This window comes from Flavobacterium sp. CLA17 (genome assembly GCF_013112255.2).
Taxonomy (GTDB): Bacteria; Bacteroidota; Bacteroidia; order Flavobacteriales; family Flavobacteriaceae; genus Flavobacterium; species Flavobacterium circumlabens.
In genome coordinates this window covers 3,020,844-3,043,960 of the sequence record NZ_CP068294.1, presented here as the reverse complement: position 1 = coordinate 3,043,960, position 23,117 = coordinate 3,020,844, and the positions used below count along the sequence as shown (strand labels likewise).

Annotated in this window: 16 protein-coding genes; 14 read left to right on the top strand and 2 right to left on the bottom strand. The window is 34.8% G+C overall.

Annotated elements, in window-relative coordinates; all coding sequences use genetic code 11:
* Positions 1-48: 48 nt before the first annotated feature.
* From HAV12_RS12405 to HAV12_RS12350, 12 genes are all read left to right on the top strand, one after another.
* On the top strand, positions 49-1,161 hold the full coding sequence (locus HAV12_RS12405; protein ID WP_171569937.1) for a FecR family protein: 1,113 nt from the start codon (positions 49-51) through the stop codon (positions 1,159-1,161).
* Positions 1,162-1,468: 307 nt separating this feature from the next.
* A complete protein-coding gene (locus HAV12_RS12400) occupies positions 1,469-5,194 on the top strand; it encodes a SusC/RagA family TonB-linked outer membrane protein (protein ID WP_171569936.1) in 3,726 nt (1,241 codons plus the stop codon).
* Positions 5,195-5,205: 11 nt separating this feature from the next.
* Complete coding sequence (locus HAV12_RS12395) at positions 5,206-6,690, top strand: RagB/SusD family nutrient uptake outer membrane protein (protein ID WP_171569935.1); 1,485 nt, start codon at positions 5,206-5,208, stop codon at positions 6,688-6,690.
* 23 nt (positions 6,691-6,713) lie between these two features.
* Positions 6,714-7,574 (top strand): putative zinc-binding metallopeptidase, encoded by an 861-nt coding sequence (locus HAV12_RS12390; RefSeq protein WP_171569934.1) that lies wholly within the window; start codon positions 6,714-6,716, stop codon positions 7,572-7,574.
* A gap of 33 nt (positions 7,575-7,607) precedes the next feature.
* Positions 7,608-8,969 (top strand): DUF4302 domain-containing protein, encoded by a 1,362-nt coding sequence (locus tag HAV12_RS12385; protein WP_171569933.1) that lies wholly within the window; start codon positions 7,608-7,610, stop codon positions 8,967-8,969.
* 216 nt (positions 8,970-9,185) lie between these two features.
* Positions 9,186-9,383, top strand: a complete 198-nt coding sequence (locus tag HAV12_RS12380) for a hypothetical protein (protein ID WP_205423310.1) — start codon at positions 9,186-9,188, stop codon at positions 9,381-9,383.
* 263 nt (positions 9,384-9,646) lie between these two features.
* A complete protein-coding gene (fabG, locus tag HAV12_RS12375) occupies positions 9,647-10,393 on the top strand; it encodes a 3-oxoacyl-[acyl-carrier-protein] reductase (protein WP_171569931.1) in 747 nt (248 codons plus the stop codon).
* Positions 10,394-10,513: 120 nt separating this feature from the next.
* Positions 10,514-12,541, top strand: coding sequence for a hypothetical protein (locus HAV12_RS12370; RefSeq protein WP_171569930.1), 2,028 nt, complete (start codon positions 10,514-10,516; stop codon positions 12,539-12,541).
* A 166-nt stretch (positions 12,542-12,707) separates the two neighbouring features.
* Positions 12,708-13,604: a LysR family transcriptional regulator gene (locus HAV12_RS12365; RefSeq protein ID WP_171569929.1), complete on the top strand. Its 897-nt coding sequence runs from the start codon at positions 12,708-12,710 to the stop codon at positions 13,602-13,604.
* A gap of 74 nt (positions 13,605-13,678) precedes the next feature.
* Positions 13,679-14,644 (top strand): YeiH family protein, encoded by a 966-nt coding sequence (locus tag HAV12_RS12360; RefSeq protein ID WP_171569928.1) that lies wholly within the window; start codon positions 13,679-13,681, stop codon positions 14,642-14,644.
* A gap of 293 nt (positions 14,645-14,937) precedes the next feature.
* Entirely contained in the window at positions 14,938-15,939 is a 1,002-nt protein-coding gene (locus HAV12_RS12355; RefSeq protein WP_171569927.1) for a cellulase family glycosylhydrolase, read from the top strand.
* A 205-nt stretch (positions 15,940-16,144) separates the two neighbouring features.
* Entirely contained in the window at positions 16,145-17,143 is a 999-nt protein-coding gene (locus HAV12_RS12350; RefSeq protein WP_171569926.1) for a zinc dependent phospholipase C family protein, read from the top strand.
* Positions 17,144-17,280: 137 nt separating this feature from the next.
* Here the strand turns inward: HAV12_RS12350 and HAV12_RS12345 are convergent, their stop codons facing one another.
* Positions 17,281-18,306 carry a low specificity L-threonine aldolase gene (locus tag HAV12_RS12345; RefSeq protein WP_171569925.1) on the bottom strand — a complete coding sequence of 342 codons (1,026 nt, stop codon included), beginning with the start codon at positions 18,304-18,306 and terminating at the stop codon, positions 17,281-17,283.
* A gap of 75 nt (positions 18,307-18,381) precedes the next feature.
* The gene (locus HAV12_RS12340) at positions 18,382-20,472 is read right to left on the bottom strand and encodes an LTA synthase family protein (protein ID WP_171569924.1); all 2,091 of its coding nucleotides are present in this window, start codon (positions 20,470-20,472) and stop codon (positions 18,382-18,384) included.
* 333 nt (positions 20,473-20,805) lie between these two features.
* Between HAV12_RS12340 and HAV12_RS12335 the strand changes: the two genes are divergently transcribed.
* The gene (locus HAV12_RS12335) at positions 20,806-21,468 is read left to right on the top strand and encodes a response regulator transcription factor (protein WP_171569923.1); all 663 of its coding nucleotides are present in this window, start codon (positions 20,806-20,808) and stop codon (positions 21,466-21,468) included.
* 3 nt (positions 21,469-21,471) lie between these two features.
* A complete protein-coding gene (locus tag HAV12_RS12330; RefSeq protein WP_171569922.1) occupies positions 21,472-22,869 on the top strand; it encodes a HAMP domain-containing sensor histidine kinase in 1,398 nt (465 codons plus the stop codon).
* Positions 22,870-23,117: the final 248 nt, after the last annotated feature.

Genomic DNA, 23,117 nt, shown 5'->3' with positions numbered 1-23,117 from the left:
ATATAATAAGAGAGCTGTCCTCTATGTTTTTGTAACCTCATTTTACAGATGCAAAAACGTAACACCTATACCGAAATTGAAGATTTTTTATCTGATGAATCATTCCAGGCCTGGATCTTATCTAAAGTTGATGAAGAGGGCTGGGAAGAATGGACTCTGGAAAATCAACAGCGTGCGAAATTGGTTGAAGATGCCAGATTGATATTGCTTGCCATGAAAGTGCCGGTGTCAAAACTATCTGCTTCGGATATTCACAGAGCGTTGCAAAATACCTGGATCAAAATTGAAAACAGCCAAAAGCAAATTGATCTCCGTAAAAATACCAAACTAAGATTCTTTAAGAAATATTTTCTTTCCGGAGTTGCAGCAACATTGTTTTTTGGCTTACTGTCGGTTTGGTTTTACAAAAGCAATTTTACTGAAACCCATGAAACTGTAACTTATAAAGAGCTTATAGATAAAAACAGTGAAGGATTGGTAGAGCAGACCAATAATTCCAATAAACCGCAAATCATTACATTATCCGATGGAAGTTCGGTTTTATTACAGCCCAATAGTAAATTAAGTTACCCTAAAATCTTTACCGGAAACGAAAGAAAGGTGTATTTGTCCGGCGAAGGTTTCTTTGAAATTAGTAAAAATCCTAAAAAGCCTTTCTTCGTTTACGCAAACGAAATCGTCACAAAAGTCGTAGGAACTAGTTTTAGAGTGAAAGCTTATTCCGATCAGCCTGATGTTGAAGTTCTTGTTCGCACCGGTAAAGTTAAGGTAAAATCCAATGAGTTAGTGTCATCATCCGATCGGGAAGTCGTTTTGCTTCCTAATCAGGCATTGCGATTTGTAAGGCATGATTTAACTTTTAATAAAATCACCAATATTACCCAGGATGAAACACTCACCAGCAGTGTTGGTAATATTGAGCAATTGAGTTTTGAATTTACCGACATTCCTGTTTCTCAAATCTTTGAGACGATAGAACAGGCCTACTTAATTGATATTGATTACCCCCGTGAAAAATTAAAGGATTGTCATCTTACCACCTCATTAAGTGATCAGCCCCTCACCGAAAAATTAAAAATTGTCTGTCGAAGTATCGGCAATAATACCAGTTTTGAGATGAATGGAAATCAGATTATTATAACATCTGAAGGGTGTAATTAATTTTTTGAAGACCAGTATAGAATCAGTACTGTACTTACTGCATATTCTAGTTTAAAATCGTATCATTTTTAAAAGTGGTATGCTATACTTCATTTAAAATAAAGGATTTACATAAATATAAAAATACCAAAACATAATAATTCAAAAATAAAATAAAGGCCTATGTGAATTTAAAATGCAAAAAAAAGTGCCGAAATGCTGTAACATTTTCGACACTTCAATAAAGTTGAATTGCTTTCTGTAAAAAGGAATTCAGTCGTTTCTTAAAATACGCTCTAAACAGTATTAATCAAAACAAACCAAAATTATGAAAAAACCAGTTGTTAAACAACGATTACTCCATCGAATCATGAAAATAACACTATTTCAGTTTGTCTTAGCACTTGTATTTTCAAGTGTAGCTATGGCAGACGATGTAAATGGACAAAAAAAATTAGATACCAAGGTAACAATTACAGTTGAAAATTTAACTTTGGATAATGCCTTATCTAAACTTTCGAAATCTGCGCATGTAAAGTTTTCTTATAATTCGAGAATAGCTCAATTGAATCAAAAAGTGAGTATTGAGGCTAATAATGAAACGTTATCCGCTATTCTGTCCAGAATTTTAGAGCCCTTAAGCATCTCATATGCAGAAATAAGTAATCAGATTGTATTGCAAAAAAGCAGTAAAAATTTGTTTTCAGATTCAGAAAATACAAATTCATTATTTGAAACTTTAGTTCCGGGACCTATTATCAAAGGTAAAGTTACAGACCCGAGTGGTGTTCCTCTTCCAGGAGCTACTGTATTGGCTAAAGGAACCAAAATAGCTGTACTAACAGACTTTGATGGTAATTTTACTATAGATATGCCATCCAATAGCACAGCATTGGTCATTTCTTACGTAGGAATGGAAACGAAGGAAATCGGAATACAAAATACGACTCCAACTGTAGTTCTGAATGAAGCAGGACAAAATTTAAAAGAAGTAGTAGTTACTACAGGTTACGAAAAAACATCAAAAAGAACTTTTACAGGAGCCATCAGCAAAATTTCAGGAACTGAGTTAAAAGTCGACGGAGTTGTTGATATCAGCAGAATGATCGAAGGAAAAGCAGCCGGTGTAACAGTTCAGAACGTGACGGGTACATTTGGTACTGCACCTAAAATTACGGTACGTGGATCTTCCTCTATTTTTGGAGATACAAAACCATTATGGGTTATTGATGGTGTTGTACAGGAAGATATTATCAATATTTCTTTTGCAGATTTAGCTTCCGGAAATTCGGAAACTTTATTAAGTTCTGCGGTTGCAGGTTTGAATTCAAATGATATTCAAAGCATTGAAATTCTTAAGGATGCATCTGCTACTTCAATCTATGGTTCAAGATCATTAAACGGAGTTGTAGTGGTAACAACCAAACAGGGACGCAGGGATTCGCCGTTAAAAGTGAGTTATTCTGTTGAAAATACGGTAAGAACAGTTCCAAGCTATACACAGTATGATATTTTAAATTCTCAGGAATCAATGAGTATTTTAAAAGAAATGGAGCAAAAAGGTTTTCTGGATATGCCATCAACGCTTCAGGGAAGATATGGCGGGGTGTACAATCTTCTTTCCAGACAAATTGATCTTTACAGGACATCTAACGGTCAATTTGGAGTTAAAAACGAACAGCCTTACCAAAACGAATTTTTGAAAAAATACGAATTAGCCAATACAGACTGGTTTAAAGTTTTATTCCGACCTTCCATTACACAAAATCACTCGATGAGTTTTTCAGGTGGTGGAAAAAACAATACGTTTTATGCTTCTTTGGGATATTATACAGATCCGGGATGGACTATTGCTGACAGCGTGAAACAATTATCATCGAACATAAAAGGAACTTTTTATGTAAATGACAAATTGAATATTACCTTGTCTACATTAGCTTCTGTACGTGATCAAAATGCTCCGGGAAGTTACGAAAGCCAGCAGGATGTTGTGTTTGGTAACGTAACAAGGGATTTCGATATAAATCCGTTTAATTATGTTTTAAGCACCAGCAGAACACTGAGACCTTACGATGATTTGGGGAACAAGGAATATTACAGAAATAACTGGGCGCCAATGAATATTATAAATGAATTGGAAAACAATATTTTAGAAATTAAAGTAAAAGATATTCGTTTCCAATTGGATTTAGATTATAAAATTAACAAGCACTTAAGTTATAACCTTACGGGTTCGGCACGTTATGCCAATACGAGCAGAGAGCACAAAATCTACGAAAACTCTAATGTGGTAGAAGCTTATAAAGCCGGTACTGAATACGGAGCAGACGGAGCCAATACGATTGTTAGAAACGCCAATATCTTTTTGTATAAAAATCCGGATGATTTGACGGCACAGCCAATTTCAGTGCTCCCAAACGGAGGATTCTTAAGAAAATTTACAAATGACCTGACTTCTTACAATATCAGAAACAGTGTAACTTACAGAAACACTTTGAATGACAAGCATGAATTAGAAGGTTTTTTTGGAACCGAATTAAGATCATTAGACCGAAACAGCGACAATTTTACAGCTGCCGGAATTCAGTATGACAGAGGACTTACCGCTTTTACGGACCCCAAAATTATTGAAAAGATAATCAATGAAGGAAGTTCTTATTATGGCTTTAATACAGAAAGAGAAAGAACAGTTGGTTTTTTCGGAAAAGTAGGGTATACCTATGATCGTCGTTATACCGGTTCGATTACAGGCCGTTACGATGGATCAAACAGACAAGGAAACAGCGGTTCATCAAGATGGCTGCCAACGTATACCGTGAGTGGTAAATGGAATATTGCGGAAGAAAAATTCATGAAAAATGTAGCAGCTGTAAATAATTTAGCTTTAAGAGCTTCTTATGGACTTACCGCCACAGCCGGGCCTGCAACAAATTCATTAGCGATTTACAAAAGTTTTATTACCGATCGTTTGGGGATTTCTGACAGAGAAACCGGAATAAATATTGATGAATTGCAAAATGCTGATTTAACCTGGGAAAAACAATACGAAACAAACCTTGGTGTAGATTTAGGAATGTTTAACAACAGAGTACAATTTACAACAGATGTTTACAGCCGTAAAGCATTTGATTTAGTTGATTTTGTAGTGACTTCAGGAATTGGAGGACAAAAAATCAAACAGGGAAATAATGCCAATATGGAGACTAAAGGTATTGAGGTTGGTTTTACAACTCAAAACATTGTAACCAGTAATTTTAAATGGTCTACAACACTTAACTTTTCTGTATACGATCAAAAAATTACAAAATTAGAAAATCAGCCTACAGCTTTTGATTTAGTAGACGGAAATGGAGGAAACGCTGTCGGACGACCAAGAAACTCCATTTATTCTTACCAGTTTACAGGTCTGAACAATCAGGGATTGCCAACTTTTGTTATGCAGGATGGTGAAACGGATAAAGTAACAGGGGCTAATTTTCAGGATACCGAAAATGTGACAAAATACCTGAAATATGAAGGCTCTATCGAACCAAATAAATCGATAGGTTTAGCCAACACGTTTACGTACAAAAGATGGTCATTATATGTTTTTGTTGTGGGTTCAGGCGGAAATAAAGTTCGTTTAAATCCGGCTTTTAGCAGTCAGTACGATGATTTAACGGTATTTACAAAAGACTTTACGAACCGTTGGATAAACCCTGGTGACGAGCAGTATACGAATGTTCCTGTAATTGCAGACAAACGTCTGATCACCAATTACGATGGAGCAAATGCATTAGGACGTGCTTACAATACCTATAATTATTCTGATGTGAGAATTGCTGACGGTGATTTCGTGAGACTAAAAAATGTTTCGCTTAGCTGGGAGTTTCCAAATGATTTCAAGAAAAAATTAGGAGTGAGCACTTTTACATTAAAAGGTTCAGCAGTTAATCCATGGCTGATTTATTCAGATAAGAGATTAAACGGACAAGATCCTGAATTCCGTAATACGGGAGGTGTTGCTTTTCCAATTACAACACAGTACAGTTTTTCTTTAAACCTTTCATTTTAATATAGTTGATTATGAAAAATATAAAATATATAAAAATCACCCTGGCCTTATTACTGATCATTACGCTGAGCAGCTGCGATGAATTTCTTTCAGAAGTACCGGACAACAGAACACAAATAGATACGCCTGATAAAATATCAGAATTATTGGTAAATGCCTATCCTGAAGCTTCTTATATGGATTTTGCTGAAACGATGTCTGATAATGTCGCTGATGCCGGACTGAATAATTCAAATATAAAAAACGAGCAGAGTTATTATTGGGAAATGCACGATCAGACCAATGTTGATAGTGAAGGGAACTATTGGGATGCCTGCTACAAAGCAATTGCCCATGCCAATCAGGCTTTGGAATCCATTAAAAAACTAGGGAATCCTGCAGGTTTAAATCCGCAAAAAGGTGAAGCATTACTGGCCAGAGCCTATGCACATTTTATGTTAGTTACCTTTTGGTCTAATCGTTACAATCCCGCTACAGCAGCGAAAGATTTAGGAGTGCCTTACGTAACAGAACCGGAAACAGAGTTGCTGAAAAGCTACAAAAGAAATAGTGTACAGGAAGTTTTTGATTTTATTCAGAAAGACCTTGAGGAAGGTTTGAGATATGTAACCAACGATTACAAAGAGCCTAAATTTCATTTCAATAAAGAAGCTGCCAATGCATTTGCCAGTCGTTTTTATCTGATAAAAGGAGATTGGGATAAAGTACTGGAAGTTTCTGCAAGTTTAGGTTCTAAGCCTGACGGAAAGCTTAAAGATTATGCCTTATTATCAAGTCTGGCTCCGGATGTTCAGTTTATAGAATACGGAAAATCTTCTTATGCAGCCAATTTGCTAATCGCTTCTCCAAGTACGATTGTGGCCAGATCTCCCAGAGGAATCAACTATTATCTGACTGACGCAAAACAAACAGAACTTTTTGGACCTCAAACCAGTTTTTACAGTAAACCATGGTGGTTTGATTTTTACAGCTATAACAGCAGCAGTACGTTGTTTACACCGAAGTTTGAAGAATACTTTAAGTACACCAACCTGACGGCTAACATAGGAATACCATACGCCGGAATTGTACTTTTATCTAATGATGAGTTTTACCTGAATCGTATTGAAGCACTTGTAATGAAAAACAGAATTACAGAAGCCAATACAGAGTTAGAGTACTTTTTAGGAACAAGAACTTCAGGATACGATGCCGCAACTGATAAACTGACTGAAGCAAATGTAGTAGCAAAATACCCTGTTATTACCAATGAGTTTACGCCTTATTACGCGCTGACACCATTGCAGACTTCTTACGTAAAAGCAATTGCTGAAGCAAGAAGAAGGGATTTTGTTCATGAAGGATTAAGATGGCTTGATGTAAAACGTTTTAATATTGTGGTAACCCGTAATGACCCTGGTAGCCCGGTTATAACTTTGGTGAAAGACGATAAACGCAGAGCCTTGCAAATACCGCTTAGCGCATCAAATTACGGAATAGAAAAAAATCCCCGATAAATTTTAATTCAATTTTTTAGACTATGAAAATATTAAAAAAATATAAAGCAATAATGGCAGTTGCAGGGGTTTTAACTTTTACAGCCTGTGCCCATGAAGATCAGCCAACGGAAAGTCAGTTAGATTATTCAATACCTTCAAAAACAGCGTTAGACAACTGGATTTCAATAAACTTTCTTAATCCGTATAATATTAGTGCACAATATAAATGGAATCAGAACAAAGTAGATAACAACAGGTTTCTTTTTCCTCCATTGGTAGACAATGTGCAACCGGCTCTAGAAGTTGTTAAAAAAATCTGGATTGACAGTTATTCTGAAGTTGGCGGTGCTGATTTCGTAAAAATACTGGCACCAAGAGAAATTGTGCTGGTCGGAGGAGTAAACTCTAATCCTAATGGAACCAGAACTTTAGGAATTGCAGATTCAGGACAAAGGATTACCCTTTTTGAAGTGGATTATTTAGACACACAAAACCGTGCAAATGTTACTGAGTTCATTCATACGATTCAGCACGAATATGTACATATCATAAATCAAAATAAACCTTTTGATGAGCAGGCGTGGCAAAAAATAACTCCAGGAGATTATACCGGAACGTGGCATTTAGAACAACTTGAAACCTCCAGAAATCTGGGATTTATAACGAACTATGCCAGAAGTAATATTATTGAAGATTTTGCTGAAACTGCTTCTACAATACTGACAAGTTCAAAAGCAGAATATGCAGAAATTCTGGCCAGCATTACTGATGCTAACGGAAGAGCAAAATTAAAACAGAAAGAAGCAATTGTAGTGCAGTATTACAAAGATGCTTTTAATATTGATTTCTATGCTTTAAGAGATGCAGCTGAGAGAAATACAACAGCTGTTATTAATCAATAAGTTCTTTAATGTACAATTTATAAAAGTAAAATTATGAAACCAAAAAATATATTGAAGTACTTAATGTTTGCCTTTCTGGCAGTATATGTATTAGGCGCTTGTACAAATAGTACAGAAGCAGAGCAGATATTCGATAAAACACCCGCCGAGCGTCTGAGTGAACAGAAAAAAGAATTAAACGATGCATTGCTTTCTTCAGAGTTTGGCTGGAAAGCGGTTTATTTTACAGATGATACCCAATTAGGAGGCTTTACGCATTTGTTTAAGTTTGCAGCTAATGGTAAAGTACAGATGGCGTCCGATTTTGATGATGATACTGCAGTTTATGAAAGTGAATATGATGTAGTGTTAGGAAGTACAGTTAGTGTGGTATTCACAACACTCAACAGGATACATCTTTTATCAGACTCTAACAGTTTTCCAACCAATGCTTTAAGAGGTAAGGGATATTTAGGTGATTTTCAGTTTTTATATTACGGCCAGGAAAATGGTGATTTGCTTTTTAAAAGCAACAGATTAGTTAGGGAAGTACGTTTTGTAAAAGCAACAGCTCAGGATTGGGCAGATTTGTCTAAAAATTTAATTACAGAAAAAAATGTAATTGGAGAGCCGGGAAGACCCTTATTCAGGTCATTGGAAATTAATGACGGAACAAAGATTAGTAAATATGGTTTCTCTTATGCAGCAGCTGCCAGATATGCTAATTCAACAGCTATAGACGGATCAGGATCAGTTATTGGGATGGGAGTTGGATTTGCAGCTACGGGTATTGTGGTCAGTCCGGCCGTAACCGTTGCAGGACAAAAATTGACCACTTTTGTTTATAATGATACTGATGGCAGTTTTACAGCTACAGGAACGGGAGGAGTGTCTGCAACTATCAAGTATAACAATGCACCTTTGGTATTGACAGATGATTATAAACTATTGTTACCAGGAAGCGGAAATAATGTCTACGGTTATATTTATACTATAACAAAAACTGAAGCGGCAAACTCACCATTGTTCCTGACATTATTAAATAATTCAGAGCAAGCCGCTGGAGCTATGCTTACACGAGTACAGCTTTGGTTTAATAATGCTGACGGAAGTAACTATATTGAATACAGATTTGGAGATGCTAATGGCGCAACTATAGCCAGAAGATACCATTACTTTACTTTGACTGCTGATGCTGCAAATAAGACAGTTAAATTAACTCCTGGTATCTGGAAATCAAGTACAGCGGCAACATCGCCAGCAATTACAGCTCCATCTTTCTTAAAAGAGCTTGATGATCAATTCATGAACCCTCAAGGATTGTATTTTGCTAAAACACCGGTTTTAGGTTATACGGCCTATACTTTTACGAGTACAATAGCTCCTTTTAGAATGGTTGCATACTCATTTCAGTAAATAATTTTTAGTTTTTTTTAATTTTTTTGATAAATGCAGCTCACTTGTGTGGGCTGCTTTTTTAATAATAAAATCAATATTTTCTTGTTATTATTTTGAAATAACCGAAAGTTATTCTTATATTTACAACTTAATTATATGCTTAAGATAGTTTATAAGTCTGAAACTCAACAGACAAAAAAGGGATTGAGAGAACAAAATATTAAACACCCTATTATGTTAAGAACAATTTTAAATTTTTCAGGAGTTGAAGTATTAACTAGAGAAGAACTAAAAAACATGAATGGTAACGGTCAGATATGTACTGTACCATGGACACCATTTCCTTATAGCGGGCCTTGCATTATGCTTCCTCCGGTCACTCCGGTGCTGCCGCTTGACCCATTTCCGGAAGAACCCCTTTTAAAACCATAATAAAAACCACCGCCAGTAGAAAATAACTACTGGTTTTTTATTTTTTTTGCTAATTTGAAAATGTTCCAATTGTTGTATTTGGTATTTATACTTTAAATGACCGACAATTGTTTTTTTTTAAAAAGGGAATTATCATATATTTGACAAGTCGTTCATAGCCCTGATAGAAATGGAAATCCTTTTGTATTTTTTCTTTAAAAACGTAAAAGATTGAAATGGATAGCAGGATTAGCTACAAATAAATATTAAATTTAATTTTGAATATGAAATTACTAGAAGGAAAAGTGGCCATCATTACGGGCGCTAGTCGTGGAATTGGAAAAGGAATTGCTGAAGTTTTTGCGAAACACGGTGCAAACGTAGCTTTCACCTATAGCTCATCTGTTGCTTCTGCTGAAGCTTTAGAAGCTGAACTGAACGCTTTAGGAGTAAAAGCAAAAGGATACCAATCGAATGCAGCCGATTTTAATGAGGCACAAACTTTTGTAGATGCTGTTCTGGCCGATTTCGGAACAGTAGATATTTTGATTAATAATGCCGGAATTACAAAAGATAATTTGCTGATGCGTATGTCTGAAGCAGATTTCGATCAGGTAATTGATGTTAACCTGAAGTCTGTCTTTAATATGACAAAAGCAATTCAAAAGACATTCCTGAAAAAACGTGCAGGTTCCATTATTAATATAAGTTCTGTAGTAGGGGTTTCCGGAAATGCAGGTCAGACCAACTATGCAGCTTCAAAAGCAGGGGCAATTGGTTTTACTAAATCTGTTGCACTGGAATTAGGTTCCCGTAATATTCGTTGCAATGCAATTGCTCCTGGGTTTATTGAAACTGAAATGACTGCAAAATTAAGTGAAGATATCGTAAAAGGATGGAGAGAAGGAATTCCTTTGAAACGTGGCGGAACAACAGAAGATGTTGCGAATGCCTGTTTATTTCTTGCTTCAGATATGAGTGCCTATATCACAGGACAGGTTTTGAATGTTTGCGGAGGAATGCTTACCTAAGATAAAGTCTCAGTTTACAGTTTTCAGTTTACACTGCGAACTAAATACAATCTAAAAATTTCAGTTTACGGTTTTCAGTTATTGCTGATTACTGAAAACTGCCACTGCAAACTATAAAATATGACTACAAACACGATTCTATTATTATTACTTTCTTTAGTAATAGCCGGTGGTTTGTCGTATTTTCAATATTATTATAAAGCCAAAAGTAAATCCAATGTGGTCGTGCTTTTGGCTTTTTTGCGTTTTTTAGCCATTTTTGCTTTACTCGTTTTATTGATCAATCCGATTTTTACTAAAAATACGCTGGTCGTAACCAAAACACCTCTGGCAATTGCAGTAGATAATTCAAGTTCGATTACAGCTTTAAAATCAGATAAAAAAGTTGTTGAATTGTACCAGGAATTGGTTTCAAATCCTGCGCTTCAGGAAAAATTTGAAATTCAGTCGTATCAGTTCGACGCAGATCTAAAGCCATCAGCAGCCTTTGATTTCAAAGGAAAGCAGACCAATTTAGATGCCGTTGCCAGTAATTTAAAAAGTATCAACAGGAATACTATTTTTCCAACGGTTATTATTACTGACGGAAATCAGACTACAGGAAACGATTATGTATATCGTTTTGATCCCCTAAACAAAGTATATCCTTTAATTGTAGGGGATACAACCACTTTTTTTGATTTAAAAATCAATCAGCTCAACGTAAATAAATATGCTTTTCATAAAAATAAATTCCCCGTTGAAGTATTTCTGCAATATGCGGGAGATAAAAATATAACAGCAGATTTTTCAATTGTTCAGGGCAGTTCCGTTATTGCCAAAGAAAAAGTTTCTTTTTCTTCTGCTAAAAAAACAGCGACTTTAAATTTGCTTTTGCCTGCTGATAAAGTAGGATTGCAGGTTTTTAGAGCCAGTATTTCTTCTGGTGCAAAAGAAAAAAACAGTTATAACAATATCAAGAATTTTGCGGTAGAAGTTATTGACCAAAAGTCAGTGATAGCAATAGTTTCGTCTATAAACCATCCGGACATTGCAGCACTAAAACGTTCGATTGAAACTAATGCACAACGTAAGGTAATATTAGTCAAGCCAAACGAAATCAATCTATTACAAGATGTTTCTGTTTTGGTTTTATATCAGCCAACAACTGCTTTTAAACCCATTTTTGACAACAATAAATTAGCCGGAACCAATACGTTTATTATTACCGGAACCAATACAGATTTTAATTTTCTGAATCAGCAGCAGAATAACCTGATCTTTAAAATGAGTAATCAGAGAGAAGATTATTTAAGCGAATTTCAGTCCCAGTTTAACCTGTTTGCTATCGAAAATATTGGTTTCGAAAATTTCCCGCCTTTGCAAAATTTATTCGGTACAATCACCACCAATGGAAATGTATCGGTTTTACTTTCTTCAAAAATCAGAAATGTTTCTACTAATGCACCTTTGTTGGCATTCACCGAAAATCAGGGCAAAAGAACCGCTTTTCTTTTAGGAGAAAACAGCTGGAAATGGCGTTTGCAAAGCCATATCGATAATCAGTCCTTTGAAAAGTATGATATTTTCACCGATAAGATAATTCAATACTTAGCTTCAGCAACGTCAAGAAAATCATTGGTTGTAACGCACGAAAGTTTTTATAATTCCGGAGAAGCAATTGTAATCAATGCACAATACTTCAATAAAAATTATGAATTCGACGAAAAAGCGAGATTGACCATAAATGTAACCAATGCCATAACAAAGCAAACCAAAAACTACGATTTGCTAAAAGGAAACAATTCTTTTTCCGTAAATCTGGACGGGTTACCTGCAGGGAAATATAATTTTACGGTAAAAGAACTAAATACCAACACAAGTTATACAGGCCATTTTGAAATTCTGGATTTTGATATAGAAAAACAATTTGTAAATCCTGATGTTTTAAAATTGAAACAATTGGCCTTGCAAACCAACGGAAAAGCTTTTTTCCAGAATCAGACAGCAGAACTGATCAAAACACTTTTGGAAAATAAAGAATACAAATCGATAGAAAAAAACGTTTCCACTAAAACGCCTTTAATTGACTGGGTTTGGTTGTTGATTTTGATTGTTGCTTTACTGACAACAGAATGGTTCGTTAGAAAATATAACGGGTTACTTTAAAAAGGTTCAAAGGTTTTGAATTGACCCGAAGATAGCTTAATGGAATAGTGCTGGGTTTAGCCTAAAATAGCGTAATTTGGCTAAAGTCATTTAAAATCTTCCTTACAAAGTTTCAAAATTTTACTTAACTTGAAACCTTAAACATGAAACAAAACGAACTACTATAATGGATTTCAGGCTAAAAGTATTTCACACCGTTGCTCTCAGGCTCAACTTTACAAAAGCGGCGAGTGAATTGTATATTACCCAACCGGCAGTTTCCAAACACATTCAGGAATTAGAAGAAACTTACAAAATCAAGCTATTTGAACGGAACGGTTCCAAAATAGCATTAACTCCGGCTGGAGAAATTTTACTAAAACATACTAAAAATATTTTCGAAATCTATCGCAAAATAGACTTCGATATGAGTACGTTTGTGAGTAAACGCCAGGGTTTATTGCGCCTGGGATCAAGTACAACAATTTCTCAATATATTATTTCTCCTGTTCTGGCCCGTTTTCATCAAAAGCAGCAGGAGATAAAAGTCAATTTGTTAAATGGAAATACAGAACAAATTGAAAATGCCTTACTCAGTAAAGAAATTGAAATCGGAATTGTAGAAGGGCAGTCTAAAAATCAATCCATTAAATATATTCCGTTTTTAAAAGATGAATTGGTCTTGGTCTGTAATAGTAAAAATCCATTAATTCAGCAAAATGAAATTTCATTAAACGATTTAAAAGTAATGAAATTCATCACCCGGGAACGAGGTTCCGGAACACTTGAAGTTATTGAGTATGCCCTAAAACAAGTTGGCGTTAAAATAACCGATTTGCAAATCGAAATGCAATTGGGAAGTACGGAAAGCATAAAATCGTATTTGTTAAATTCAGATTGTTTTGCTTTTATGTCTATACATGCTGTAAGTAAGGAATTGAATAATAATGAATTAACAGTTTTGGATGTTGAAAATTTAACTATTGAAAGATGTTTTTATATCATCACCTTGCTGGGCAAATCAGATCCTTTATCTGAATTGTTTGTTCAGAATATTTCTGATTATTATAACCTGAAGTTATAGTCGATTGTATTTTACGATTGGTAATTGCGATAAAATCGACAGATCTTTGTCAGGTAATTATCAAGCAGTATATTTTGAAAACGCAACAACATTCAGTAGCACATTTAGTAGAGGTTAGCATTTATTTTCAACAGGCCCTTTTTGGCTTGGTGATTTTTTTATGTTTGTTTTCCATTATTTCTCCTCCAATCGCTTTGTTACTGGGAGTTCTGATAGTAAATGTTTTCGGGAATCCATTTTTAGCCTTCAATCATAAAGCGATTACTTTTTTGCTGCAATTCTCTGTGGTTGGTTTGGGTTTCGGCATGAATGCAGCAAGCGCCATTTCCGCCGGGAAAGAAGGTTTTTTGCTGACGGTATTTTCAATTTTCAGTACCTTAATCTTCGGGACTTTATTAGGAAAGTGGTTTAAAACAGATAAAAAAACCTCCCATTTAATTTCGTGTGGCACTGCAATCTGCGGAGGAAGTGCCATAGCAGCGATTTCTCCGGTAATTAAGTCAAATGAAAATCAAACCTCAATTGCTTTAGGAGTAATTTTCATCTTGAATTCGATTGCCTTATTTGTGTTTCCGTTTATTGGCCATCAACTGGATTTATCGCAAAGAGAATTTGGTTTATGGTGTGCAATTGCCATTCACGATACCAGTTCAGTAGTGGGAGCAGCCAATAAATACGGCGCCGAAGCCTTGCAAATTGCCACAACAGTAAAACTCGCCAGAGCTTTATGGATCATTCCGATTTCAGTTTTTACAGCGGTTTTATTTAAAAACAAAAACAGCAAAATCAAAATTCCGTATTTTATTGGATTGTTTATTGTAGCCATGCTTTTAAATACTTATGTACCTGCAACAGCTCTTATAGCTCCGACTGTTGTTAGTATTGCCAAGATAGGTTTAACAATAACCTTGTTTCTTATTGGGGCAACTTTAAATCTTACTACTTTAAAAGCAGTAGGAGTGAAGCCTTTACTTCAGGGTATTTTTCTATGGATATTTATTGCAGGTTTGGGATTGGCTTCTATTTTATATTTCCACTAAAAGCTAACGAATATATTCAATAGTTAAGAATTTTAGCAGTCATCTTAGTCATTTCCCTTTAAATGAAAAACACTTTTAAATATCGATCTGTTTTGTAATAATTTGATCTGTATTGTTATTACTTAATTTTTTTAACACAAATAATGAGGTAAGTCTATTTTTAATAATTAAAAATGCATTTTTCGTATTACAGTTTGATAAAATAGCATCGGTTTTATCTTACTTAAAATTAAACATTTGCAATGAAGACTTTACAAAACCACAAAACTTCATTAACCACAAAAAACTAAAGTATGAGAAAATCAGTTTTTATTACGAAAATGTTTAAAACAGTACATGTTTTATTTTTAGCAGCAAGCATGGCGTTGTTTGTCAGTTGCGAGCAATCAGAAACCGATCAGCTTTCGCCGGAAGCAAAAACAGTAAATACCCCGGCTAATTCAAATTTAACTTCTAAAACAGCATCAACAGCGGGAGATATTGGAAACGGAGTTAATCTTCAGCCATCGTACTACAATGGAGGCAATTGTGACTTGGGCTGGACTTTGATGAAGCAAAACACTAAAATCCAGACGGTACGAATTGAAGTAGAACCAGGGCAGGAAAATAATGCAAAACGTTGGATATCCGAAGCCAAAGCAAACGGATATAAAGTTATTGTGACCTATCATAAAGCATCCGTTTTAGGTTCCGATAGTGCGTCAGAGCTTTTGGCAGCAGGAACGTGGTGGAAAAATAATTACAATAATCTCGGCGGTGGTTTCATCGTAAATTTAATGAACGAATGGGGAAGTCATAACATTACTCCGGCCGCTTTTGCATCGGCTTACAATGCAGCAATTACAGAGGTTCGTAAAGTATACAGCGGAAGTATCATTATCGATATACCGGGTTGGGGACAGGAAACGGCAACGGCTGCCTGCGCGGTAAAAGGCTGTACTTTGGGACAGACTAAAATTAATGATACAAAGATTATCCTTTCTGCGCATGTATATCCCGGTGCTTACAATCAGGCGAAAGGCCGTTATATGAACAATTCTGATATAGATGATCTGGCTTCTGCCGGCAGAGCGTGTATGCTGGGTGAGTTTGGCAGTATTGGTGGTTCCGGTGCGGATTGGTCCGGAATTGTAGATTATGCAAAATCGAAAGGATGGACCGTAATAGGCTGGGCATGGGCTGGAGACGGGATAGGGATGAACATGATTTCGCCTCAATTTCAGTCTTTTACAAGCGGAAGTCCTAAAACGTATACCAAATCTTCTTATTTCAATACGGTTTATAATAAGCTGTAAACAATTAAAAAAGTATTCAAATCCTTCTGAAATGTCTTCAGAAGGATTTTTTAATTTAGAATTTTAAATAAAAACAGTTCTGTTATTAATCTTGTAGTATACTTTTGATTTTTATATACTTAATTAAATTAACAGAATATTTATTAGTATTCTTTTGAATTATCCTTAAATGAATATAGATTTGCACTTCTAATAAAAATTGCAAATGAAAAACTTTAAAATGAAACCAAGACTAATTACTCTTTTAGTATTAGCAATTGGATTCTTGACATTATCATGGGGAATCGTGGGTCACGAACGTATCAATAAAGCGGCTGTTATGGCTTTGCCTCAGCAACTTCAGGTATTTTTTTACAATCATATTGATTTTATTACCCAGGAAGCCTCTGTACCGGACATCCGTAAATATGCCTTAAATTACAAAGACGAAAATCCAAGACATTATTTTGACATGGAAAATTTTGGCGCTGTAGACAGTATTCCGCAAACAATGGAAGCAGCTAAAAAGAAATACGATGCTAAATTTTTAAATGACAACGGGATTTTACCTTGGTATCTTGAAGATATGATGGCTAAATTAACAAAGGCTTTCAAAGATAAAAACAGAGCAGAGATCTTATTTCTTGCTGCAGATTTAGGTCATTACATCGGAGATGCGCACATGCCCTTGCATACTTCTGCTAATCATGACGGACAATTGACTGACCAAAAAGGAATTCATGCGCTTTGGGAAAGTAAACTTCCTGAATTATTTGCTAAAAATTATAAGTTAAATGTTCCGCAGGCACAATATTATGCAGATGTTCATAAAGCAATCTGGAATATGATTAATGATACGCATAGTCTGGCACAGCCGTTACTGGATGTGGATAAAAAACTAAGAACCACAACTCCCGAGAATAAGGTTTTCGTAATGGATGCTGATGGAAAAGTATTGAAAAGCAAATACAATTCGGCTGTTTTCTCTGATGAATACGCTAAGAAATTGCATGAGCAGTTAAACGGAATGGTTGAAAATCAAATGAGAAAAGCCATTACAGCGACTGCTAGTTTTTGGTATACTGCGTGGGTAAATGCAGGAAAACCTGATTTAAGCAATTTAGATGCACCGGCTGTTACACAAAGAAACTATCAGGCTTTAAGAGAAGATTTCAAATTGTTTCAACAAGGAGATCTTTTCGGGATGAGAAATCAGAACGACTAGGGAAGTTTTTAGTCTCGGTCTCAGTCTCAGTTTACAGATTAATAAAAAGCCTCAAATTTTAAACAATTTGAGGCTTTTGTATTTAATTCTTAGGGTATTTTGTGTAACCCTTTTGCGAAACTTTGTATTTTGAAAACTTATGAATTCTTCAAATCTTTTATAAAAGCGTTCACCATTGTTTCATCTGTCGCCCAGGATGTGATAAGCCGAACAGCAGACTGTTCTTCATCAATTGCTTTCCAGACATAGAACAGGTATTTTTCATTTAGTTTTTCGATCACTGTATTGGGCAAAATAGGAAAAATTTGGTTTGTGGTTGAATTGGTCAAAAAAGGATATCCTTTTTCTTTAGCAGCTGCTGAAATTTTCATAGCCATAACATTGGCATGTTTCGCTAAAGTAAAATACAAATCATCTTTGAATAATTCCAAAAACTGAATCGCCAGTAATCTTCCTTTTGCCAGCAAAGCACCTCTTTGTTTGAGTACATAATCAAAATCTGCTGCAACTTCAGGCCGGTTAAAAACAATGGCTTCTCCAATCAGACCACCATTTTTAGTGGCACCAATGTAAAACATATCCGTAAGCTGGGCAATATCAGATAAAGTCAAATCATTGTTTTCAGCAGTTAAGGCATGTCCCAGTCTTGCACCATCTAAATAAAGCAATAAATCATTCGCTTTGCAGAACTGAGATAAGGCAAGAAGTTCAGCTTTAGTGTAGATCGTCCCAATTTCTGTAGAATTGGAAATATAGACCAGCCTTGGCTTTACAACGTGGGGTCTGAGAGCGTGTTCCTGCAAGGTTAGCTGAAGATCGGAAGGTTTTAATTTTCCGTCAGTAGTTTCAATAGCAATTACTTTGTGTCCCGTTGCTTCTATCGCTCCGGTTTCATTAGCCGAAATATGCCCGGTTTTGGCGCTGATAACGGCTTCGTGAGCACGTAAGGACGAAGCTACAACAATAAGATTGGTTTGTGTGCCTCCGGATAAAAAATAAATTACCGCTTTGTGATTGTTTATTTTTTCTTTCAGCAAATCCTTTGCCTGTATCGAATATTCATCTTCACCATATCCTAATTGCTGTATCAGATTGGTTTCTATTAGTTTGTTTAAAATATTAGGGTGTGCCCCTTCAGAGTAGTCGTTTTTAAAATTGTACATTTTGTATATTTATGATAAGTGCTTTTTCAAAAATACGAAAGTTACTATCATAAATAAAGGACTGCACATGATTTTTTATTGCTGATACTTCTTGTTTTTCAATAGATACGAAGCCGTTTGATAATATGAAATAGTTTCATTTACCAAATCGGTTCTTTCTTTTTTTAACGCTTTTTCAGTATAATAAAGCTGATATTCCGGTGCAATACCTTCTTTTGGAGTCAGCTGTAATTGAAACTGCTTTACCTGTTGTTTGGGAGATAAAATAGTCAGGATATTATCTTTTATCAGCCCTAAATCCTGATACGTTGCAATAAAAGCACGAGGTTTATAATCAGGTTTTAAAACATCCTGTCCAAAAAACTTACTCTGGTAATTGAAGTGCAATAATCCAAAAACGGTTGGCATCAAATCAATCTGTGACATTAACACATTATATTTTTGAGGTTTGATTCCGGGGCTGTAAATAAAAGCAGGAATTCTGTATTTATCCATTGGTAATTGTGTTTTCCCTGCACTCGATGCACAATGATCTGCTACAATTACAAAAACCGTATTTTTAAACCAGGGCTGTTTACTTGCCATCGAAAAGAATTTTTTCAATGAATAATCCGTGTATTTTACGCCGCCATCACGGGATTTAATATCTCCCGGAATATCAATTTTATTATTCGGATAGGTAAAAGGCCTGTGATTACTTACTGTCATGATATGATTGAAGAAGGGTTTGTTTTCTTTGGCTTCCTTATTCATCACCTTTATAGCTTTGTTATACATATCTTCATCACAAACGCCCCAAACATTAGAAAAGGTAATTTCTTCTGGAGAAAAGCTTGATTTGTCCACAATTTCATATCCATTTCCGGAATAGAAATCCTGCATATTATCAAAAAAGGCATCACCACCATACATGAATTTAACCTGATATCCTTTTTGTTTAAAAATAGCACCGGTAGAAAATTTATTTTTATTGTCTTCTCTTTTTACAACACTTTCGCCAGCTGTAGGAGGAATACATAAGGTAACGGCTTCAAGCCCGCGAACAGTGCGGTTTCCTGCAGCATACAAATTGGTAAACTGAAGACTTTTTTGGGCTAAACTATCTAAAAAAGGCGTGCTATTCTGATCGTTTCCATACATTTTCATGAACTCGGCACTGTAACTCTCAATTGTAATAAGCACTACATTTTTAGGAGTTTCAGCTGAATCACTTTCAATAGTACGCGTCATATTTTCCCCGGACAGGGTTGGAAACTGCTGTTTTAAAATTGCAAAAGCTGTATCATTTGGAATTGTCTTATAAAATTTGAAATAATCGAGTTTGTTATTTTCAAAGGCTAAGAAAAACTTATACAATCCGTTTGATTGTAATTCGTTAACAAAAACATTTTTTGAATTTTCTGCTAAAGCTAAAGTCGGAATGGCGAATAACGAAAGTATAAACAAGCCAATATATACCGCTGAAAGTTTGATTTTTTCCGGAAAAGATGGGATCGTTTTAATAAATGTCTTTCCATTTTTGACAATAAAATAAGTAATGATTCCTGTGATTAAAAACAAAGCAGAGAATAACGGAATTACCGGATAAGACTGCATGATATTTCCAATAACTTCGTTGGTATAAATCAAATAATTAACCGCAATGAAGTTATATTTTACCCCGAATTCATTCCAGAAGAAATATTCACTTAATCCGTTTTGAAGTATTAGTAAAACATATAAAAAAATCACAAAAGTAAAAAGCCAGAATCTAATTTTGTCCCTGTGTTTTGGAAGAAAAAGTAAAACTGCAAACAGTATCGTTTTGATTCCGATAAAGATTAATACAATTCCCGGCAAAGCACCGCCGTATTCGTCCAGAATACTTCTTCCGGAGGCAACATATAGAAATAAGGCAATAAAACCACCCAGAATGATATAGCCCCAGGGTTTGTTGTATTTAACATTAGAAAGAAAAACCAAATACAGCCATAAAAACACACTTGCAATTATAAAAACAAAAAAATCTGAAATTAAACCCAGACTGAAGATTTTTATACTTTCTGAAAAACGGAAAGAACTCTGTGTTATCGGGTGAAAAAATAATACAACTCGCAGTATAAAGCTTATAATAAAGTAGAATATGGCAAGATTGTAAAAAGGAGCGACTTTTTTTGAAAAGATCATTACTTCTTTGTGTTTTAATTAAGATAAAAAGAATACTTACAGTATTGAAAATTATGGAGTTGTAAAAAAAGAACAAAAACATGTTTTTTCGGGCTAAGTAACAACTGGTTAATTTTAATGCATATTTGGAAGACCTTCTTTAATTTTTTACAAAACTAATTCCAATGAATTAATTAGAGATGAAGTTGTGCTTTTGCCTTGCTTAGTGTTAACTTAATGTTTTCTTAAGATGATGCTTTTTTCTGTATTCTCATGGTTTTAAGCAATTTCTGAGCTCAAAATTTTTATCTTTGAGCATAGAAATTTGGGGTCGTAATTAAAAAAAATCATTAGATGCATATTTTAATAGTTGAAGACGAATTGGGCATTGTTCAGTTCTTGCAGCAGGGCCTACAGGAAGAAGGCTATAAAGTGAGCACGGCAAATGATGGTTCGAAAGGGTTTGAATTGACTCAAAATCACCAATTTGATTTGATTTTACTGGACTGGATGCTGCCTAAAATTAATGGATTAGAATTATGTAAAGCCATCAGAATCAAAGATCAGACGACTCCCATAATATTTCTAACGGCCAAAGACACCGTTCAGGAAACCATTGAAGGTTTAAAAGCAGGTGCAAACGATTATATCAAAAAGCCATTCAGTTTTGAAGAATTGGTAGAACGGATTAAAATTCATTTTCGAAAAGAAAAAGTAAATGAAATTCTTATGCTGGGAACCATCCAGATTGATTTGTCCAAATATAGCGTCGTAAAAAATGGTGAAGAAATTTCCCTTACACAAAGAGAGTTTGAATTGCTGACTTATCTGATTCGGAATAAGGGAAAAGTATGTACCCGAAATCAGATTTTAAAGGACGTTTGGGATATAAATTTCGAATATGATACCGGTGTAATTGATGTTTTTATGAATGCAATCAGAAAAAAACTCAATCTCAAAATAGAAGAAGATTATATAAAAACAATTCGCGGTGTAGGATACATCGCTAATGATTAATAAATGGCACAACTTTCTTTTAAAAACAGAATTGCTTTAAATTATATTATCACAACCGGTCTGTTGATCCTGGTCGTTTTCTTTACGCTTTATTCGATCGTAAAACACTCTGTTTATAGTCATATCGATGAAGATATCAATATTGAAATTCAAAATCATCTCGAAGAAATTAGAGAGGTAAATGGCGTTGTAATTTTGGTTGACAAAGAAGAATGGGAGGAGCGGGAGCATAATACAGTCGATATAAATCCCGTTTTTGTTCAGTTTTTGGATACCCATAAAAAAACAATAGAGAAATCGCCCAACCTCAAAACGGAAACCTTAAGATTTGATGACAGCATCGAAAATTTTGAATTATTTGACACTAAAATTGGAAATAATATTATCAGGCAGGTTCAGGTTCCTATTTTTATAAAATCAAAAAGCATTGGTTATTTGATTATTGGGATGTCGCTGACTAATTCCCGTGTGGTTTTAAATAACTTATTTGAGATCATGTGCCTGGCATTTCCGGTAATTCTGTTATTGCTGTTTTTTATTGCCCGTTTTTTTGCAGGCCGAAGCATAAAACCTATTAATGCGATTACCAATACTTCAAAAATTATTACCAAAGACAATCTTAAAACAAGAATTCCGCTGCCAAAAACGAAAGATGAATTATATACACTCTCTAAAACGATAAACAATTTATTAAGCAGAATTGAGGATGCAATTGAAAGGGAAAAACAATTTACTTCCGATGCCTCACATGAGTTAAGAACACCTCTTACAGTTATTAAAGGAACACTTGAAGTTTTGATTCGTAAACCAAGAGATAACAAGGAATACGAGGATAAAATTAATTTTTGTATTGCAGAAGTAGATCATCTCAATATGTTGGTAGATCAGCTCCTTTTAATGGCCCGTTTTGAAAATAAAAAAGCAGACTTAAAATACGAATCCGTTTATTTGAACGCTTTAATTCTGGATGTACTGACCTTAAATTCAGAGAAAATTTCGACGAAGAACTTAAAGGTAAATTTTGATGCTGAGGAAGATTATTTTATTAATTCAGATAATTATCTTGTCATAACAATACTAAGAAATATTATTTCGAACGCTCTTAAATATACCAACAGAGACGGCGAGGTGTCTATCCTATTATCCCATCAAAATGAAAAAACAATATGCAAAATTTCGGATAACGGAATCGGAATTGCAAAAGAAGACATAGAAGCTATTTTTAATCCGTTTTTCCGGTCAGACTCCTCCGGTCACCCTGAAATAAAAGGAACTGGCTTAGGATTATCCATTGTAAAACGTCTGTCGGAGATGCTTCATATTTCATTTGAAATCGAAAGTAAAATAGGCGAGGGAACTACAGTCTCTTTAAGTTTTAAAGAACAATTGAAATCGCGATAGTACATACAAATAAAAATACTGTTTCAGATTTTTTAACAATAAACTATCGTTAAGTTAAATTAAAAATTGCTTTTCTGTAAAATTATCCAGTATATTTGCAAACGAATCAAAGAAGTATAAAACAAACCAAGTCATGATTTCTATTCAATTACATCATCATCATTTTCATTATTGCTCTCAGGCGATGTGTTAATGATATGCATGTAAATCATCATATTTTAAAACCCGTTTGAGTACATCAAACGGGT

Bases quoted from the DNA above. Each gene is read 5' to 3' on its own strand.
- HAV12_RS12405 (WP_171569937.1), top strand. From the start codon at position 49: ATGCAAAAACGTAACACCTATACCGAAATTGAAGATTTTTTATCTGAT.
- HAV12_RS12400 (WP_171569936.1), top strand. From the start codon at position 1,469: ATGAAAAAACCAGTTGTTAAACAACGATTACTCCATCGAATCATGAAA.
- HAV12_RS12395 (WP_171569935.1), top strand. From the start codon at position 5,206: ATGAAAAATATAAAATATATAAAAATCACCCTGGCCTTATTACTGATC.
- HAV12_RS12390 (WP_171569934.1), top strand. From the start codon at position 6,714: ATGAAAATATTAAAAAAATATAAAGCAATAATGGCAGTTGCAGGGGTT.
- HAV12_RS12385 (WP_171569933.1), top strand. From the start codon at position 7,608: ATGAAACCAAAAAATATATTGAAGTACTTAATGTTTGCCTTTCTGGCA.
- HAV12_RS12380 (WP_205423310.1), top strand. From the start codon at position 9,186: ATGTTAAGAACAATTTTAAATTTTTCAGGAGTTGAAGTATTAACTAGA.
- fabG (WP_171569931.1), top strand. From the start codon at position 9,647: ATGAAATTACTAGAAGGAAAAGTGGCCATCATTACGGGCGCTAGTCGT.
- HAV12_RS12370 (WP_171569930.1), top strand. From the start codon at position 10,514: ATGACTACAAACACGATTCTATTATTATTACTTTCTTTAGTAATAGCC.
- HAV12_RS12365 (WP_171569929.1), top strand. From the start codon at position 12,708: ATGGATTTCAGGCTAAAAGTATTTCACACCGTTGCTCTCAGGCTCAAC.
- HAV12_RS12355 (WP_171569927.1), top strand. From the start codon at position 14,938: ATGAGAAAATCAGTTTTTATTACGAAAATGTTTAAAACAGTACATGTT.
- HAV12_RS12350 (WP_171569926.1), top strand. From the start codon at position 16,145: ATGAAAAACTTTAAAATGAAACCAAGACTAATTACTCTTTTAGTATTA.
- HAV12_RS12345 (WP_171569925.1), bottom strand. From the start codon at position 18,306: ATGTACAATTTTAAAAACGACTACTCTGAAGGGGCACACCCTAATATT.
- HAV12_RS12340 (WP_171569924.1), bottom strand. From the start codon at position 20,472: ATGATCTTTTCAAAAAAAGTCGCTCCTTTTTACAATCTTGCCATATTC.
- HAV12_RS12335 (WP_171569923.1), top strand. From the start codon at position 20,806: ATGCATATTTTAATAGTTGAAGACGAATTGGGCATTGTTCAGTTCTTG.
- HAV12_RS12330 (WP_171569922.1), top strand. From the start codon at position 21,472: ATGGCACAACTTTCTTTTAAAAACAGAATTGCTTTAAATTATATTATC.